The 16675-nt window shown below is 48.1% G+C and carries 18 protein-coding genes; 3 read left to right on the forward strand and 15 right to left on the reverse strand.

Features of this window, described 5'->3' with window-relative positions; translation table 11 throughout:
* Positions 1–76: 76 nt before the first annotated feature.
* The 9 genes from ET33_RS09140 to ET33_RS09175 all read right to left on the reverse strand — a co-directional run bounded on the left by ET33_RS09140 (position 77) and on the right by ET33_RS09175 (position 8479).
* Positions 77–1192 (reverse strand): Ger(x)C family spore germination protein, encoded by a 1116-nt coding sequence (locus ET33_RS09140; protein WP_036679626.1) that lies wholly within the window; start codon positions 1190–1192, stop codon positions 77–79.
* Positions 1189–2292 (reverse strand): GerAB/ArcD/ProY family transporter, encoded by a 1104-nt coding sequence (locus ET33_RS09145; protein ID WP_036679630.1) that lies wholly within the window; start codon positions 2290–2292, stop codon positions 1189–1191. Before ET33_RS09145 ends, ET33_RS09140 begins: the two co-directional genes overlap by 4 nt.
* A gap of 44 nt (positions 2293–2336) precedes the next feature.
* The gene (locus ET33_RS09150; protein ID WP_036679635.1) at positions 2337–3446 is read right to left on the reverse strand and encodes a Ger(x)C family spore germination protein; all 1110 of its coding nucleotides are present in this window, start codon (positions 3444–3446) and stop codon (positions 2337–2339) included.
* Positions 3443–4546 carry a GerAB/ArcD/ProY family transporter gene (locus tag ET33_RS09155; RefSeq protein WP_036679638.1) on the reverse strand — a complete coding sequence of 368 codons (1104 nt, stop codon included), beginning with the start codon at positions 4544–4546 and terminating at the stop codon, positions 3443–3445. The genes ET33_RS09150 and ET33_RS09155 overlap by 4 nt, the downstream gene beginning before the upstream one ends.
* Entirely contained in the window at positions 4547–6085 is a 1539-nt protein-coding gene (locus tag ET33_RS09160) for a spore germination protein (RefSeq protein ID WP_036679641.1), read from the reverse strand.
* Positions 6086–6148: 63 nt separating this feature from the next.
* Positions 6149–6652, reverse strand: a complete 504-nt coding sequence (locus ET33_RS09165; protein ID WP_036679645.1) for an AbrB/MazE/SpoVT family DNA-binding domain-containing protein — start codon at positions 6650–6652, stop codon at positions 6149–6151.
* A 26-nt stretch (positions 6653–6678) separates the two neighbouring features.
* A complete protein-coding gene (locus ET33_RS09170; RefSeq protein WP_036679649.1) occupies positions 6679–6891 on the reverse strand; it encodes a Spo0E family sporulation regulatory protein-aspartic acid phosphatase in 213 nt (70 codons plus the stop codon).
* A 152-nt stretch (positions 6892–7043) separates the two neighbouring features.
* Positions 7044–7172: a hypothetical protein gene (locus tag ET33_RS40250; protein WP_258958916.1), complete on the reverse strand. Its 129-nt coding sequence runs from the start codon at positions 7170–7172 to the stop codon at positions 7044–7046.
* A gap of 35 nt (positions 7173–7207) precedes the next feature.
* Complete coding sequence (locus tag ET33_RS09175) at positions 7208–8479, reverse strand: helix-turn-helix domain-containing protein (protein WP_036679653.1); 1272 nt, start codon at positions 8477–8479, stop codon at positions 7208–7210.
* Between the two features lie 307 nt (positions 8480–8786).
* Here ET33_RS09175 and ET33_RS09180 point away from each other — a divergent pair, with 307 nt between their 5' ends.
* Positions 8787–9110, forward strand: a complete 324-nt coding sequence (locus ET33_RS09180) for a hypothetical protein (protein ID WP_036679657.1) — start codon at positions 8787–8789, stop codon at positions 9108–9110.
* A 1002-nt stretch (positions 9111–10112) separates the two neighbouring features.
* On the opposite strand, the gene ET33_RS09190 is transcribed toward ET33_RS09180, so the two are convergent.
* The gene (locus ET33_RS09190) at positions 10113–10670 is read right to left on the reverse strand and encodes a Chromate resistance protein ChrB (protein ID WP_036679665.1); all 558 of its coding nucleotides are present in this window, start codon (positions 10668–10670) and stop codon (positions 10113–10115) included.
* A gap of 127 nt (positions 10671–10797) precedes the next feature.
* Between ET33_RS09190 and ET33_RS09195 the strand changes: the two genes are divergently transcribed.
* Both ET33_RS09195 and ET33_RS39695 read left to right on the forward strand, forming a co-directional pair.
* Positions 10798–11358: a manganese efflux pump MntP gene (locus ET33_RS09195; protein ID WP_081890260.1), complete on the forward strand. Its 561-nt coding sequence runs from the start codon at positions 10798–10800 to the stop codon at positions 11356–11358.
* 198 nt (positions 11359–11556) lie between these two features.
* Positions 11557–11658, forward strand: coding sequence for a YjcZ family sporulation protein (locus tag ET33_RS39695; protein WP_235206671.1), 102 nt, complete (start codon positions 11557–11559; stop codon positions 11656–11658).
* 506 nt (positions 11659–12164) lie between these two features.
* Here ET33_RS39695 and ET33_RS09200 read toward each other — a convergent pair.
* The 5 genes from ET33_RS09200 to ET33_RS09220 form a co-directional block, all read right to left on the reverse strand.
* Positions 12165–12707, reverse strand: coding sequence for a TetR/AcrR family transcriptional regulator (locus ET33_RS09200; RefSeq protein ID WP_036679668.1), 543 nt, complete (start codon positions 12705–12707; stop codon positions 12165–12167).
* Between the two features lie 94 nt (positions 12708–12801).
* Positions 12802–13551, reverse strand: coding sequence for an alpha/beta hydrolase (locus ET33_RS09205; RefSeq protein WP_036679671.1), 750 nt, complete (start codon positions 13549–13551; stop codon positions 12802–12804).
* Positions 13552–13582: 31 nt separating this feature from the next.
* Positions 13583–14605, reverse strand: coding sequence for a FecCD family ABC transporter permease (locus ET33_RS09210; protein WP_036679674.1), 1023 nt, complete (start codon positions 14603–14605; stop codon positions 13583–13585).
* Positions 14598–15608: a FecCD family ABC transporter permease gene (locus ET33_RS09215; RefSeq protein ID WP_036679677.1), complete on the reverse strand. Its 1011-nt coding sequence runs from the start codon at positions 15606–15608 to the stop codon at positions 14598–14600. The genes ET33_RS09210 and ET33_RS09215 overlap by 8 nt, the downstream gene beginning before the upstream one ends.
* A gap of 25 nt (positions 15609–15633) precedes the next feature.
* Positions 15634–16629 (reverse strand): iron-hydroxamate ABC transporter substrate-binding protein, encoded by a 996-nt coding sequence (locus ET33_RS09220; protein WP_407668087.1) that lies wholly within the window; start codon positions 16627–16629, stop codon positions 15634–15636.
* Between the last annotated feature and the right edge of the window lie 46 nt (positions 16630–16675).

The following is a 16675-nucleotide window of genomic DNA, read 5'->3' on the forward strand; positions in this document are numbered from 1 at the left end:
CCTCTATTGGCCGGGAGAAGGTGTGCCGGTCCGGCTGCCCGGGGGCGCCTTTCTTCCTCGCAGAGAGCCGCGCCAATTACTTGATGGCCCCGCTGCTCTTGAGCGTCAGCTTGACCTTGACGTTCACGTCCGCTTTTGCGAGCACGTCTCCCCACTGCTCCTGAACCTGCTTGAATTCCTTATACTGATACGCCCTCGCGATGATGCCGAAGCCGACCGGATCGATCTTCAGGCTCTGGAACTTTTTCACCAGCTCCGAGAATTGCTTGTCCAGTTGCTTTTCAATCGCGGCTTCCAGTTCTCCTCCTTTTTTGGAAAAGTCAAAAGGGAACAGTCTCTGCGTCAAAGCTCCCGACAACTGGATGCCGACATCAAAGCGAAACTTCCCTTGATTGTAGGCCGTTTTGATTTTGACCTTCTCCACACCGGCGTTGAAGCTGACAATATCCGAGGCGAAAACACCACTTTTCCGCTCGTTCGGGACATGGATACTGAAGGGAACTTCTTCTACCGTACGCCGCTGCAGAATAAGCAACAAGGAGCTTTCCTGTTGATTCAGCGAGCCCTTGTATTTGCCCCTTCTATCCAGCAGCGCCGTGCCCGTCACCTCGATTTCCTTGTTCAATTTTAGCTCGGTTATGGAGATGGTCATGCCTTTCTCATATTTCTGATCGATCAGCTTTTGAAGCGTCGTGCGGACGGTGAAATTTCGCTGGTTATTTTTATCGAGCAGCCTGGTCAGATGAAAGGAAAGCCGTGGCTTGTCCTTGGGATAATGGTGTATCACATCGGATACCGGACCGTTCACGAGCACGACCTTCGCATTGACGGTTTGCTTCCCGTCCCGGAAAAAGGTATCCGTTAAGGGAAACCAATCCCCCCGCTCGGTCAACCGCTTGCCGAGAAACAATATTTGCGACTTCCCCCCGACGGTAAGAGCACTCACTACGGCATCGAATCGGTTTCTGGCCACGCGGAGCGTCTTGGACCGGAATTCGTAGACTTCATTTTTTTTCTTCGCTTCTTTACTGAACACGGGAGCGGCCATATACACCATCAAGTTATCTTTCTCGTCCAAATCGATGCCTGTCGTTAAACTGAGCGTTAAATCCTCGATATTCGCCTGATCCCAACATCCGGGCAGCATCGCCACGCATACGGCCAATGCCACTGTCCGTACCCATCTCTTCATGCCCCCCTTCGCCTCCACCGCAAACGATCGTGAAGCCATACGTACAGCCACAAAACATAAGGAGACAAATAGCCGAAGAAGATCCCGATCAAGCTGACGATTTCAATCCATTTATCGGTCTTGTTGAACGTCGGCTTAATAAAGAGCACGCTAACGACAAGAAGCAGCATGAACCATTGAAGCAGTTTACGGTGATCTTCTTTGCCGAACATCCAATTTATCGAGAAAACGGACAGGTAAATTACCGGCAACCATGTCGTTGAAATGGTCATAATAAAGAAAGAGAGAAAAACGATTTCCAGCCGTTCGATAAACCGGAATTCCATCGTTTTGAGCACATTGACCGGCGGCTCGTTAAAGTGGGTAATCGTATCCGGACTGTAAAAGACGTTGCAGGTCAAGGTAACATGCAGGTAAACGAGCAGCGTGAGCGTATTGGCAACAATAATTCCCTGGGAGGCGTATTGTTTGGATTTTAGAAACGGATAAAAGAGAAACGCCGCTTCAAACCCTAAAAAGGCGAACAGCGACGGCTTCACCGCGAGCAGGATCGGCTGCAGGCCTTCTTTAAACAAAGGAAGCATATACAGCCAATTGCTCTCTCTCAAGGAGAGGAGGTAGAAAAAGGGCATCCACAAGGTGATATAAAAAACAAGCTCCGCATAGCGGCCTAACACGCGGACGCCTCCCCGGGCAATCAAATACGACGGGATGGCGAGCAGAATCAGCATGACGAAATCAGGCGTTTTCGGTAAAATCCACGACCTGACGAACAGCACCGCCCTCACCATAATGGTATAGGAAAAGAAAGCGAAATACAGCGCGGTCAAGAGCGCTGCGGCTTGTCCCGCCCACTTCCCTACGTAGCGCTTCAGCAGATCAAAAAGCGTCCCGTCCGGGTACCGCTTCATCACTTGGACAATCATTAAACTGGAGCAGGTGGCGATGACAAAACCGATAAGGATGGCGATCCACCCGTCGGTTCCCGCAAGCTCGGCCAATTCACGGGGGAGCTGAAGCAGACCGACCCCCAATTGAATACCGGCGATCAGAAAAATATATTGCATCAATGTGATATCATTAAACGCATACTTTTTCATTCGTCATCACCCGCTTTACGGATTAAACATGCTTCGGGCATCGCTTATTTGACCGGCCCCATATCGGTAATTTCCGTTTTCACGGAAAGCTTCACGTCGGCCTTAGCGAACGCTTCACCCCAATGCTCCTGCACCTTCTTGTATGCCTCGTATTCATGAGCGCGGGCGTATAGTCCGAGACCGATCGGATCGATTTGATGCTTTTGAAAGCTGTGGATCACTTGTTCGAATTGCCGCTTCAACTGCTCGTCAATGGCCTTCTGCAGCTTGTCTCCCTCTTTTCTAACGTCAAACGGGAACAACCGCTCCGACAAAGCAATGGGCAGTTTGATATCGATGTCGAATTGAAACCTGTCTTGAACGTACTTGGTTTTAATTTTCGTCTTGGCGCTTTTGATCCGAAAGGTGATTATGTTTTTGCGAATCGGCCCTCCATGACCCTTTCCGGGAATTTCAACCGACACATTCATTTCCTTCACGTTCTTTTGCAAAATAAGCAGCAAGGTGGTCTCTTTCAATTTCAGCAGCTCCGCATACTTTCCTCGATCGTTCAGCACCGCCGTTCCTGTCACCACAACGGCTTTGTTCTTTTTCACTTCACTGATCGAAGGCGTTATCCCCTTCTCATACATTTGCCGGTGCAGCTCCTGCAGCGTCGTTTTCACGGTTAGCCCCCTCCGATTGGCCGTATCGATCAATTTGGTCATATGCAGAGGCAGCCGCGGCTTATCCAACGGGTAGAAGTTGATGATCTCCGAAACCGGACCGTCCACGGCAACGACTCTGGCGTTCACGGAATACTTGGCGTCCCGGTACGCGACATCGAGCAATCGGAACCAATCCGGATGCTGCAGCACGCGCTTCCCTATCAGCATCACCTGTACCTTCCCCCGAATAGTCAGCCCTGTCGTCATTGCATCGAACCCCGACATCGATTGGCGAAGCGTTTCCGCCTTGTGGCCGAACTCTTCGTTCTTCTTCTTCGCCTCTTTGTTAAATACAGGGCTCGACAAGTAATACACCATATGGTTATCTTGGTCCAGATCCATGCCGAGCATTAAGCCGAGCGTCAAATCCTCGACATTGATCTTATCGCTGCTGCAGCCGGTCACGAACAGAAGAACCAGCAGTCCGAGCGTAAGCCATCGTTTCATGCAAGCTTCCTCCGGGTAAACCGAGTTTTCATCCACAGCACAAACCATAAGGCGAAAGGAAAGCCGACGATAAGATACAGCGCAATGTTGCCAAAAATCTTCTGGGACTTATCGCTCTGGGGAAATGTCGGAACATAGAAAACGACATAAGCGATAACAACCGCCGCCACAACCAGAAAATGCCTACGGATAGCCTTCGTGCCGAACAGCCAGTTCGAGCAAAAAATAGTCAAATACATCATCGGCATCGTTGTGGTCGACAGAATGAATAAATAAAAAGCCAGGAAGACAATTTCCATCCGCTCGACAAACCGGAGCTCCGTCACCTTCAGCACACTAAGCGTCGGTTCGTTGTATCGCGTAATTTCGTCCGGACTGAAAAACACGAAGCAGATGAGCGTAACCCCCAGATACACGATCATGGTGAGGATATTCGCGACGATCATTCCTTTGGAAGCGGACTGTTTCTTTTGCAAGAATGGATAGAGGAAAAAGGCCGTTTCAAATCCCAGGAAAGACACGATGGTCGACAGGGAGGTCTCCATGATCGTTTTCCAGTCTGTCTTCAGCACGGGAAGGAGATGCAGCCAATGATGGCTAACCGACAAAGGAAGCAGGTAGAAGAACGGAAGCCACAATGCCATATAAAAGACCAGTTCCGCGTACCTCCCCAAAATGCGCACGCCTCCCGGAACAATGAGGTAGCTCGGGATCAGAAACAACACCATGATCATTGCATCCGGGGTCTGCGGCAAAATCCACAGCTTCAAAAAAAGCACGGCCCGGACAACGACAATAAAGAAAAAGTAAAAGAAGTATGCGCAAAAAACGAGCGCCCCGAGCTTCCCTGCCCAACGGCCGAAATAATGGGACAGGAGCTCCAGAATCGTTCCCTCCGGGTAATATTTCATGACCCGGATGATCACTAGACTGACAGCAAGAGCAACCAGCCAGCCGATGAACAGCGATATCCAGCCGTCGGTTCCGGCCTTCTCCGCCAGTAGACGGGGGAGCTGGAATACGCCGATGCCGACCTGCATCCCGTGTATCGCCAAAATATATTGCATCAGCGTGATCTCGTTAAACGCATACTTCTTCATTCAACCGTCACCTTTCGGATGGTTGTCACCCATTCTTCGCGATTGAACGGCCCGTGAGCTCTTGGGACGCGTCTTCATGCTCCATAAGGGCAATCGAAGGAACGTGTCTTTCATATCCGCGAATCGCATTGGGGCAATCGGGTTCCCGTAAGGCGTGCCCAGCGATTCCAGCGAAATCAAGTGCCCGATCAAGGTCATCATGCCGATCACGATGCCCACAATCCCGAACATCGAGGCGATGATCATCATCGGAAACCGAAGCAGCCTGATGCCGGAGGCCATGTCGTAATTGGGGATAATAAACGAAGCGATCGCGGTGGAAGCGACCACGATAACCATAATGTTGCTGACGATTCCCGCCGAGACGGCCGCTTGACCGATAACGATGCCTCCGACTATTCCGACCGTTTGCCCGATCGGCGCCGGGAGCCGAATCCCCGATTCCCGCATCATTTCCAGCGTAATTTCCATGAGCAGCGCTTCGACAAGCGGAGGAAACGGAACGCGCGCCCGGGATTCTCCGATCGACAATAGCAGCTGCAGCGGAATGACCTCATAATTAAAGGAAATGACGGCGATATAGAGAGCCGGTAAAAAGACGGCTAAGGCAAATCCCCCAAACCTCATCAAACGTATAAACGACGCGACCATCCAACGTGTACTGTAATCGTCCACACTTTGAAAAAACGAGGTAAACGTTGCGGGGCCGATCAGTACGCTGGGCGAACGGTCGACGATGATGACGATTCTCCCTTGCAGCAATTGAGCGGCTGCCGAATCCGGGCGTTCGGTGGCGATAAACTGCGGGAAAGGCGAGTACGGGTTGTCTTCGATCAACTCGGCCAATTCCCCCGTGTTAATAATGGCATCGATGTCCACCTGGCGAATGCGGTCATCGATTTCCTTCAACACTTCGGGATGAACGATATCCGCCATATATAAGATGGAGACTAGGGCGTTCCCCCTTCGGCCAATCGTTAGTTCTTTAATTTTCAGCTCACGATTCGGAATGTAGCGGCGGATCAGTGCAATGTTCTGGCTGCCGGTTTCGACAAAGCCTTGATGCGCGCCCTTAAGCGATGCTTCGAGCTGCGGGTCTTCGATCGCCCGCTGCGGCCATCCCTGGGTATTGAAAATGACAGCTTCACTGCGGCCATCCTCGAATAAAATGCTGACGCCCTGCAGCATGGCCATTTCGAGATCGGACCATAGACTTAAGGTCCGGACATTCCCGACATTCACCCGGGGCAAATTGCCCGACGCGTCCGCATCCGATTCAAATTGAAGCGGGCGCAGTACGTTGTTGTTAAGGGCGTTTTTGTCCGTGAGCCCGTCCAAATAAGCGATTGCTGCCTGGTTGCCCGTTTGTTTGATCACGAAATGGCGTACGACCAAATCGGGCGTCTGGCTGAACAGCTCATGCAAATCGACTATATTTTGCGATAATACGGAGCTGATCGGGGTATTCAGCTTGTGGTTTGCCTGCGCCTGCGCCGCAAAGCTCTTCTTTCCTCGAATCCAATTATGCAAAAAAGCCATGGCAATCATCCTGTGTGTTAGAGAGAATAAGTTACACGTTAGGATGCGATTTCCATGGCAAAGTTATACGTCATCATCCAGGACTCCTTTTATATGGTGCTTAGCCCGATCCATCTGTAGACCCCTAATCAACTTACTGACCCATGCTGGAGAACATCCCAAGATTTTGGCTAACTCTCTTTGTGAGGCTCTAGGGTTTTCCTTCATCACTTGATGTAGCCGATCCAATGCTTTTTTCCTTCTTGGAGCATTGTCTTTCTTGTTGCTCTCACTTGCTCGTTCACGTTCTACCCGCGCCAAGAAAACTTGAAGCGCCGGAAGGCTTTGAATACAGGACACACAAATATAAAATTTTTTAAAGTAAATGGTTTGTTTCCCACTCAAGCAAAACAAACATTCTTTGCTATGGTATCTATAAACCAAAATCGCCTCTCTCTTGTCATCACAGAAGTACTCTGTCTTAACGTTGGGATCAAGATTCAACATACGCCTAAGCTCTGTAGGAATTACGATTCTTCCTACATTGTCGACCACTCTAACAATTCCAGTTCTTCTATCCTCTTGCATAAGCACACCTCAAACAATAACGATTTCTAGCTCACACATCGCATTTTTCGAATTTGAGCAATTAAAACGTATGTATCTAATTGTTGACTCAACTGGACCACATATTCACTCGTTAAGCTTTCGCCTTGCTGTACCGCCTCTTTCATTTGGTTTAGGATGCTTTCCATACCGTTCTGCAATGCCTCGTCGCTGATATCATCTCGGGCATAATCCTCCTTTCTGGATACTAACACGACCATGGTAAAATTCCCCTTTCTAATCAGAATGTAACAAAAATAGCATATCAGCTATTCCTTCTATTCGTGATTTGACTGCATTTGAGGAATAAAAAAAACAGGTACCAATTAGCACCTGTTTGCATAACATTTTATTTTCAGTATCGTTTATCGTTTTACAACCCGGGTTCAACCTCACTATATTGAATAATGCGACCCGGTTCTTTAGTTAAATCTGGTGGGAAATTGAACAATGTTACAACAAAAACTAAAGACAATATTGCCAGTAGCACTTTCTTTTTCATGGCATTCGCCTCCGAATAAGATTAATTCAAAGACCCTATTTGCGATTATATACCTCCTTCATGAGAAGGAGATGTTTTAATTCTATTGCATTTCCACTTCTTATGCAATAATTAACAATTTTGTTCATACATTCTTCCCTTTCCTTAAATGCGTTGACTTTCCCATATGAATCCATACTTTTCATGATACCTTGAATTCCCTCGTTAATGAATCCACGGATAAATTGATACTCCCCTTTATGCAAGTAGTATTTCCCAACTGCTTTGCATATTTGAGGACCATTGATATCTACTGGTAAGAAGTCTTCTTCTCTTTGTATTAGTTTCTCACATGCATTCAAATCGCCCATCTCAAGGTAAATTTCAAAAAGTTCGTCCGCTATATGAATCTTGTAGTTTCTACTCAGTTCATCCAAGTATTTTTGAAGTAACGGTAAGGCGACATCATATTCTTTTTTTCTCGCTTTTGTTATGGCCCGTGTAATTTTCGCTGATTCTGGGACAAATACATAATTAAATTTTTCGAAGATATCTAAATTTCTTTCCACTTCTTCATAGTTTTTCAATATTAAATATGAGTTGATCATGGCAAGGTACGCTCTTGCTTTTAATTCGGTATCATTCTTCTCCATAACAATTCCGGTCTGACACAATTGAATACAGTCCTCATATTTTTTTGCTGCAAAAGCTAGTAATCCCATTCTTAAATAAAATGTGATTTGTTCCTCAAACGATAAAAAATTGATGTAATGTAAAATCTCCTGTCCTTCCTGAAAAGATTTTTCCAATCGCTTTAAATTGAGTCGTTCTATTAAGTGCTTTTGTAGCAATCCTTTGGCTAAATATTTCATAACTCCATGCTCTCTGGAATATTTAATAATTCCTTTGTAAAGTATCACTTTTAAAGTATTATCATTTACAATTTCAATAAAATGATATAACTCATCTAAATTATTCTCCGTCTCACCCTGAGGACATTGTAATATCTTCAAAGCTACCATTGATACTAAAGAAAAGTGCTCCTCCTCCTTTTTATTAACAATTTCACTAAGTATCTCAAACAAAACATCAATTCGTTCCTCATCTTGAATGTAGGACTCCATAATTTTTTTAGAGTGAGTAGGATATATTGCCGCGATTGCCTTCACAGTTTTAAATTCTGGATGTTTCGTTTCCCCATGTTCAATTCGATACAATACACTTCTGCTAACACCTGTTCGTCCTTCAAGTTCCGAATATGTTAAGTTGTTCTCTTTTCTAAGTTGGAAGATGATATCTGAGATGGTTTTATATTTAATGTCCACCATAATACATACCTTCCCTTTAACCAAAATTTTACACTGGTTAATTATAGCAAAGTATGTTCTGTCTTACAATTTATTGATTCTTACAAAATCCTCGTAATTCTTACACGAAACACAACTATTCGATAAACTTCTACAAAACTAAACAGGTATTTGGTAGTAACTGTATTTACTTGTACATTTTGAGGAAACTATCGAAACGAAAATAGACACCTACTCCTATCCCATATTTTGTGCCATTATGATAAATTATGTTTGGACAAGCAGTCGGCCGACCATTGTTCAAATTTTTTTGAAGGAGCGGTTCGGAATGGTTTTTAATGTAAAAAAAAGTGTAGTAGCACTTGGGGTGGCAGCGTCTCTTCTGGCGACGTCCTTCCTCCCAACAGAAGCGGCATTTGCTGCAAACACCGAAACGGCAATTTCATCGCAACGGTTTCAACAATTAAGTGCAAGTCAATCGATGCTGCTCAATCAGACGTTGTCCGCCGGGGAAATTATTAACCCTTACATCAAAGTGGAGGACAATCTTTACAAGCTGGACCCCGCAGCAGCCGATCTTGTCAGCAAAGAAGTTTTGAAACATATTCAAGAGGGATTAACGTTGTCAATGAAGCTATCAAGACGAAGCTAGTAAAAATTGAGAACGGCCAGCTTGTTTCAACCGGTGCTCCATTACAAGCGTCTCCTCACGGATCAATCTCCCCAGACGCATTTGGTGGGTGGTACTGGTGGGGAATCAATCTGTACTTCACTCAACAAGAATCCAAAAATCTTGTTTACGAAGTAAGAACTCAAGGCCTTTACGCAACTACTGTATTTGGATTAGCAGGTATCGTGAATCCACCTGCGGCGCTTGTAGCGATCCTCGTTAATTTCGGAGCAACTGCTTTTGCAAACAAAGTTGAATTCGAAACGACTTCGAATGGGGTAAACATCGATATTTCGTACGTTGGAACACTGAATATTTATGGTAAATAATCCGGCATAATTTAGTTTGCATTTGGCTGTAGAAGGGGTAATCCCATCTACAGCCCTATATCTTTTCAGGGGTTTCAATAAGTAAATAATTTGCATATAATAAAAAAAATTCATATAATAAGATGAGTTTGGAATTTAAACGAATGGAGTGATTGGATGAGTACAACCTTGACTGCCTCCCTGATCGTATCCATATTCATTATTTACGCTCTTGGTTTAGTTTTCTTGCTTAAATTTCTTACTACTAAAGCATTAACCAAAAAATCAGCGGTTTATTTCGTCTTAGGTGGAATTGCTTTTTTAGTCCAATCCTACATGTTATATGATAATTTGAACAAAGGAGCCCTCAGCTCCACTAACATTCTACTTTTCATCCTCGTGCTTATGATGTTTTATCGAGGCTACACATCTTGGAAAAGTGAAAAAGCAAAGTAACTGAAAATAAGCCCCTCGTCGGCGTAGTAGCTGACGAGGGGCTTTTACTATTGCGCCGGCTGCCTCGAAGCCTTCCGCAGCTCGTTCGCCAACCAATGAATGTAATCGGCCTGCTCCTCATACGCTGCGGCCGCGGTGCCGTCTCCGGCACGCTCCGCCTCTTGCCGTTTTACCTCCGATTCCTCGGCTATGCCTGCATACGGTTTTTGCGAAATAAACTTTACATCAATTCGCCTTCTTTGTTCCCCTCTTCTTCATATACTTGCTGTGTAAAATGCTCTAGTGAAGCTACGCACTCGTCCAATTTATTTTGACTTTCTGTCGTGTAATTCGTTTGGAAAAAATCGCGGTTCAATATTTTCCGATGCCATCTTTTGAGTCGAACCAGTTCTACCTCATTTTCTTCTACTTCATGATAAGAGAAGTTCCCTATGCTTGTTTCCTTTTTAATTTCTTCAAGAAAGACATTACAACTCTCGATAAATTCCTTATACTCGACTTCACGTTGTTGATTAAACGAAGCGACCATCTGCTCTTCTGTAATGCCTGAAAACTGCTCAACCTCTAACAATATCACCTCGCCATGATTGTCGGAAATGAGGTTTTGAAGTTGAGTGGCTTTCCCTTGAATATCTGACGTAAGAGGGAGCACGCATACGGATTGCTGTAAATAAAAGGCCCCAATGGATTTGAGCGTCCGCCAAACCCGAACGCGCAATGTAGATGGCTCTGCAGGTACACGATACGATAATATAAGCCACTTCCGCTTTTCGCTCAAAATGATTGCCCTCCCAAGTAGTGGTTTGAATTAAAAACGAAACAACTGTTGCATTTTTCGTATTATTATACTATATAATTAAATGTAACATCTGTTTCATTATTTTACAACGTTGGAGGGAATCGTTTTGGTTGCTTTGAAGATGATTGCTTTGATTTTAACACTTGGAATGGATACGCTTATGATTTCGCTATCTTTAGGGTTTGTAAAAACAAAAGGAAAAATGAAAATTGCCTTTGCATTTGCGTGTGCGGAAGCATTAATGCCTTTAATTGGGCTATTTATCGGACAAGGCGTGGGTCAACTCATTGGTAATTGGGCCTCGTTAATTGGCGGAATTGCTCTGTTAGCGGTAGCCTTCTGGCTTATCTTTTTTGAAGACAAGGATGATACAGAAGAGAAGCTGGAACGGAATTTGGTTGGATGGACATTGATTGTAACAGCACTTAGCATCAGTTTGGATGAATTGGCAGTTGGTTTCTCCATTGGTCTTGTTGGGGTGCCTATTGCGTTAACCATTAGTTTAGTTGCACTTCAAGCATTCGTTTTTACGTTTTTGGGACTTACGTTTAGTTCAAAGTTGAAACGGTACCTTGGCGAATGGTCAGAGAAATTTGCCGGAGTTATTCTAGGATTGCTTGGATTATGGTTACTCACTGATGCCATTATACGTTTATTACATGACTAGACTTCTTCAAGGAATAAACGGAGCTTTCGCAGCAAGCAGACGAGCCGTTGATCTTCAGCCGATGGGTATATATAATTGCATGTCACTTGCCGCGTGTCACCTGTCCATACCTTTGCTTTGTATTTGAATATTCTATGATTAAGAGTTACCGGGAAGGGTTAAAACGGTACTCAATCCAATTCAGAGGAGTGTTGACTAATGAGTTGCGCAAGAGGATTCCATCACCATTTTACTTCTACAGGTGTTATTCTGGTTCTTTTCATTTTGCTGGTCATTGTTAGCCGCAGTCTTTTCATTTAATATTAAAACGAGGTTTTTTTGAAAAAGCCGCCGCAAGCGGCTTTTTTTCTTCAGCGGAATAACCGTACAACGAAAAGAACCCTTGTCCGTCGAAGTAATGAAGTACGATTACTTTGATGAACAAGGGTTTCCTAAATATACAATGAACGCATCTTTTGAGCGTTTAGCCTGTATCGTTTCGTTCATCCGTTCTCATTTCGCGGCTGTTTCCCCATTCAAATCTTCATCCGTTATTGAATATCTAATCAGAAATTCATACCAATATTGATCAAAAGAAATTTTGTTCCTGTCCTGTAAGGTTAAATATCGATCCCATAATCTCATCCGGAGTTTTTCCAAGTCGGTCGTTGGCTCCATGTAGCATTCTCCTCCCAGGGCGCATGATCAACTTTATGTGATCAGTCTATGGGGATATATCCAGAAGAAGCACGGTATTTACCTAATAAGAAGAAATAATGATATCGCAAAAAAATAGAACCAGCCTGTTACGGCTGATTCCATAAGTTCTAGCGCTCCGGGTGCTTCGGCTTAAGCTCTGGCATCTCCAGAACGGCCGAAATGTTGCACAACATGCCGTTCGCCATGAACATGCTGACGGCCACCTCCGGCTGCGAAATGCCCGCTTCGCGAAAGCGCGCCTCCACGGAAGCCGTCACCTGATGTATGCCTTCCCGCATCACTTGGCGGATCGGCTCTTCCTTGATGACCATCGCTTGCATTTGCAAAACGATCTCATGGTGATGCGTGCGCATCAGCTCTTCGTAAGTTTGAATCATCGCCTGCTCCAGCCGGTCCGAAGACGCATCCACCCCCGAGAACGCACGGACGATACGCTCGAAGGCCAGCTTGAGCGCAGCGGCGAACAGCTCCGCTTTGCTTTTGAAAAATTTGAACACATAAGGCTGCGAAATGCCTACCCGCTCCGCAACTTGCGCCGTAGTGGCGCTGTAGTAGCCATGCTCCGAGAACACCGCAACGGCGGCTTCCAATATTTCTTCTCTGCGGTTCGCTGCGGCAGACTCGCCGGTCTTCGACTTTATCTTGCCCATCGTTCCTCCTGCGAAACCGGAGTGCTCCGGCCGATCCCCTTGATCAGTTAGTTATTAATTACTAACTGTACTATACGCGGACCGGCCGGAAATTTCAAGAATCGATTTCCGCCGGAAACAGCCAAGTCATCGCTTCCGGAAAACGCTTAATGAAATATTTCGCTTCGTGACCCGCGCCGTCTTCGATCTCAAGCCGCAACCGGTCCCCGGTAAACCCGCGCTCCGTCAATATCGCATGTGCTTCGTGGGTGTACGGAACCATCATTTTCTGGGCGCTCGGTTTATGGATGCCTTCGATGCTTCCGACATACATGTAGATTTTGCGTCCTGCTGCCTCCATCGGCTTCGTTCTCACATACTCCATGAAGTCCGGATACCAGAAGGAAGCGGACAGCAGTCCGAATCGGCCGAACACGTCGGGATGCAAATAAGCGGCGTAAAGCGAGACCAAGCCTCCGAACGAACCGCCGGCGATGCCCGTCTCCTCCCGCAGGCGGGATGTCCGGTACTTCTCATCGATCCAGGGCTTCAACCGGCCGGTAACGAAGGCTAGATAGTCGGCGCTCTTTCCGCCGAAATTCCGGGACGTGTCCGCCAGCGAGGGGGCAAGCCACGGCGTGTATTCGTCATTCCGGTCGAACGGCGTAATGCCGACGAAGATAAGCTCGCGCAGCTCCCCGCTCTCAAACCTTCGTTCCAACTCCTCCATGGAGGAATCGAACAAATAGCTTCCATCTTGCACGTAAACGACCGGGTATGCCGCCCCGCTTGTAACATACGAAGGCGGGAGATAGACGGCTATCTCCCTGCCATCGAATAATTCGACTATGATTTTTCCCTGCATGACGCCCTCCCGGGTTGGGCCAGTCCTTGCATCAGGCTCTGGCCTTAAATAACAAATATACAAAATACGGCACGCCGATAATTGAAATCACGATGCCGACGGGCAGCTCGGCGGGCGAAAATACCGTCTTCGCAATAAAATCCGATACGACGACCAGCGCCATGCCGATCAGGCCGCAGAGCGGAACCATGCGGACGTGCCGGATGCCCACAAGACGTCTGGCGATATGAGGCGCCATCAGGCCGACGAAGCCGATCCCTCCCGATACGCTGACGCAAGCGCTCACTAGTCCGATGCTGCCGAGCAGCAGGATCATCCGCTCTTTTTCCACAGCGACGCCCAAGCTTCTGACGCTGTTCTCCTCCAGTTGGAGCAAGTCCAGAATGTACGATCTGCGCACGATGACGGGAATAAGAACGATCAGCCACGGGAGCATCGCGACAATAAACTTCCAGTTGGCGTTGTAGATGCTGCCGGTCATCCAGACCGTCGCCATCTCGAAGTCGGACGGATTCATTTTAAGGCTGATGTACATAGCAACTGCGCCGAGACCGGAAGCGGTCGCGATGCCTACCAGAAGGACACGCTGCGGGTCCAGCTTGCCGTCCTTCCAAGCGAACAGATAAAGGAATGCTGCCGTAGTTAGACCGCCCGCCCAACCGAACAACGGCATCGCCATCGTGGAGAACCAGCCCGCTCCCTTAATTTGCCCGCTGAAAAAAAACATAAAGATGACAACTGCCGCGCCTGCTCCGGCGTTGATGCCCAAAATTCCCGGATCGGCCAGCCCGTTCCGCGTGACGCCTTGGATCGTCGCGCCAGCCACGCCCAGCCCCAAGCCGACCAAGGCAGCAATAACGATCCGGGGCAGCCGGAAGTCGAAGATGACCAAGTCGTGCTCGGGCTGCGGGTCGATCCGAAGCAGCGTTCGAACGATATCGCCTACCGTCATGTCGAAGGCCCCGTTCGTGAGAGACAGGTAGGCGGCGGTGACGATAAGCGCGACCGCTCCGAGCAGCACCGCGATGTACCTGCCGGTTGATTGATTACGCACGCTGTTCCCCTCCTTTCTTCCGGATCAGATACAGAAAGAAAGGAACCCCGATCAAGGCCGTCACGACGCCGATCGGCATCTCGAACGGGTAGTTCATGAAGCGGCTTGCTACATCGCATAAAGCAAGAAATACCCCGCCCAGCACACCGGCGCACGGCACGATCCACCGGTAATCGAGGCCGACGAGAAAACGGGTAATATGCGGAACGATCAGGCCGACGAAGGCGATCTTGCCGGCCAGTGCCACGGAAACGCCCGTAAGCAAAATGACGGCAAGCATCGCGACCACTTTAACGAGCAGTGTCCGCTGTCCGAGGCTGACCGCCACTTCTTCGCCCAAGGAAAGAATCGACACGGATTTCGAGATGAGCAGTGCCAGCGCGACCCCGACCACAGCAAAAGGAATCGCCAGCTTGATCAGATTCGGGTCCATCTGATGCAGGCGGGCGTTATACCAAAAGCCGATTTTTTGCGAAACTTGAAAATACGTCGAGAACGCGGTCGCCATGCTGCCGAGAAACGTTCCGATCACAGTGCCTGTCACCGCCAGCCGGACCGGAGACATTCCGCCCGGCAGCAGCGACGCCAGTCCGAAGACAAGCCCTACGCCGAACGCCGAGCCGATGAACGAATAAACGATCATTTCGATCGAAGAAGAGCCGGGCAGCGCGATCATGCAGACCGTAATGGCGAATACCGAGCCGTCGGTCACCCCCATGATTGAAGGGGATGCAAGGTAGTTCCTTGTCATCCCCTGCATGAGTGCTCCCGACATCGCCAGGAAAGCGCCAATGAGCAGAGCTCCGACCGCGCGCGGGACACGGGAGTGCATCACGATTTGATGATTGACGTTGCCCGGGTCAAAATTGGCGAACGCCTCCCAGAGCGTGCCTGCATCGATCGTTTTGGAGCCGAAACGGACGGATAAAATGATCGAGAGGACGATCGCAACCGGCGAAAGCCATAAGATCCACGCCGGGTGAAGCTTGTATGCTTGTCTCATGTTTTGTCGGCTCGCCTGCCTGGAATCAGGAGGCCAGCTTTTCCATAGCTGCTTTCAGGAATTGAATTTTGCTCCACGAGGTGCCGCCTTGTCCCAACGGATCGACGACGTTGACGAATACTTTGCCGTTTTTCACCGCATTGATGCTTTGCCAGATCGGATTTTTTTGCAGATCCTCCAGCGCCTTCGGCGTGTCTTTGTTTTCGTCCTCCGAAAACTGCAGGAAAATGTAATCCGGGTTCATTTCGCTAAATTTTTCGATCGAGATGAGCTCCTGCGCCTTCGCCGCTTTCACTTCCGGAGGCGCCGTAAAGCCAAGATCGGCATATAGCGACGAGTTGAAGAACACGCCTTCAGGATAAATGTACATGTTGCCGACCCGTACTCTTAGGGCGACGACCTTCTTGTCTTTCATACGATCGCCGAGCTTCGCTTTGGCCGCTGTGGCATCGTCCTTATACTTTTGCAGCACCTGCTTGGCCTGCTCCTGCTTACCGGTCAGCTCGCCCAGCAGCAGCAGATTGGACTCCCAGTTCGTCGAAACATGGGAAACCGGGATCATCGGCGCGACTTTGCCCAGCTTCTCGGCCATTTCTGGCGGAAACTTGGTGGAGCCCAGAATAACGTCGGGCTTCATCTTCAAAATGCCTTCGATATTCGGCTGCATTTTTTCGCCGCTGCTTTCCACGCCTTGCGTGATGCTTTCGAACAGCTTCGGAAATTTGCCGCTCACGGTATTCGCGCCGATCGGCTTCACGCCCAGCACAAGCGCGTCCTCCATCGCTTCCATCGCGCCGGCGATGACGATTCGGTCCGTTTTGCCGGGAACCGTGTAATCCTTGTCGAGATATTTGATCGTTTTGGTCGCCGGAGCCGCGGCTTCTTTGGTCGCTGCCGCCGGTTTCTCCGTTCCTGTCGAAGCCGCCGGCTGCTCTTTCCCCTGACCTGCCGTGCCGCAAGCGGACAAGGCAAGCGCCAGCAGCGCCGCAGCTCCTATTCCTGACCAACTGCGTTTCATCATCTTGCTAATCCCCTCTCATTGATAACGATTCTCATTTGCGATTATA

Origin of the sequence: Paenibacillus tyrphae (assembly GCF_000722545.1) — a bacterium.
In the GTDB taxonomy this organism is placed as follows: Bacteria; Bacillota; Bacilli; order Paenibacillales; family NBRC-103111; genus Paenibacillus_G; species Paenibacillus_G tyrfis.

Bases quoted from the DNA above. Each gene is read 5' to 3' on its own strand.
- ET33_RS09215 (WP_036679677.1), bottom strand. From the start codon at position 15,608: ATGAGACAAGCATACAAGCTTCACCCGGCGTGGATCTTATGGCTTTCG.
- ET33_RS09145 (WP_036679630.1), bottom strand. From the start codon at position 2,292: ATGAAAAAGTATGCGTTTAATGATATCACATTGATGCAATATATTTTT.
- ET33_RS09180 (WP_036679657.1), top strand. From the start codon at position 8,787: ATGGTTTTTAATGTAAAAAAAAGTGTAGTAGCACTTGGGGTGGCAGCG.
- ET33_RS09150 (WP_036679635.1), bottom strand. From the start codon at position 3,446: ATGAAACGATGGCTTACGCTCGGACTGCTGGTTCTTCTGTTCGTGACC.
- ET33_RS09155 (WP_036679638.1), bottom strand. From the start codon at position 4,546: ATGAAGAAGTATGCGTTTAACGAGATCACGCTGATGCAATATATTTTG.
- ET33_RS09140 (WP_036679626.1), bottom strand. From the start codon at position 1,192: ATGAAGAGATGGGTACGGACAGTGGCATTGGCCGTATGCGTGGCGATG.
- ET33_RS39695 (WP_235206671.1), top strand. From the start codon at position 11,557: ATGAGTTGCGCAAGAGGATTCCATCACCATTTTACTTCTACAGGTGTT.
- ET33_RS40250 (WP_258958916.1), bottom strand. From the start codon at position 7,172: ATGAAAAAGAAAGTGCTACTGGCAATATTGTCTTTAGTTTTTGTTGTA.
- ET33_RS09200 (WP_036679668.1), bottom strand. From the start codon at position 12,707: ATGGGCAAGATAAAGTCGAAGACCGGCGAGTCTGCCGCAGCGAACCGC.
- ET33_RS09170 (WP_036679649.1), bottom strand. From the start codon at position 6,891: ATGGTCGTGTTAGTATCCAGAAAGGAGGATTATGCCCGAGATGATATC.
- ET33_RS09175 (WP_036679653.1), bottom strand. From the start codon at position 8,479: ATGGTGGACATTAAATATAAAACCATCTCAGATATCATCTTCCAACTT.
- ET33_RS09220 (WP_407668087.1), bottom strand. From the start codon at position 16,629: ATGATGAAACGCAGTTGGTCAGGAATAGGAGCTGCGGCGCTGCTGGCG.
- ET33_RS09160 (WP_036679641.1), bottom strand. From the start codon at position 6,085: ATGGCTTTTTTGCATAATTGGATTCGAGGAAAGAAGAGCTTTGCGGCG.
- ET33_RS09205 (WP_036679671.1), bottom strand. From the start codon at position 13,551: ATGCAGGGAAAAATCATAGTCGAATTATTCGATGGCAGGGAGATAGCC.
- ET33_RS09165 (WP_036679645.1), bottom strand. From the start codon at position 6,652: ATGCAAGAGGATAGAAGAACTGGAATTGTTAGAGTGGTCGACAATGTA.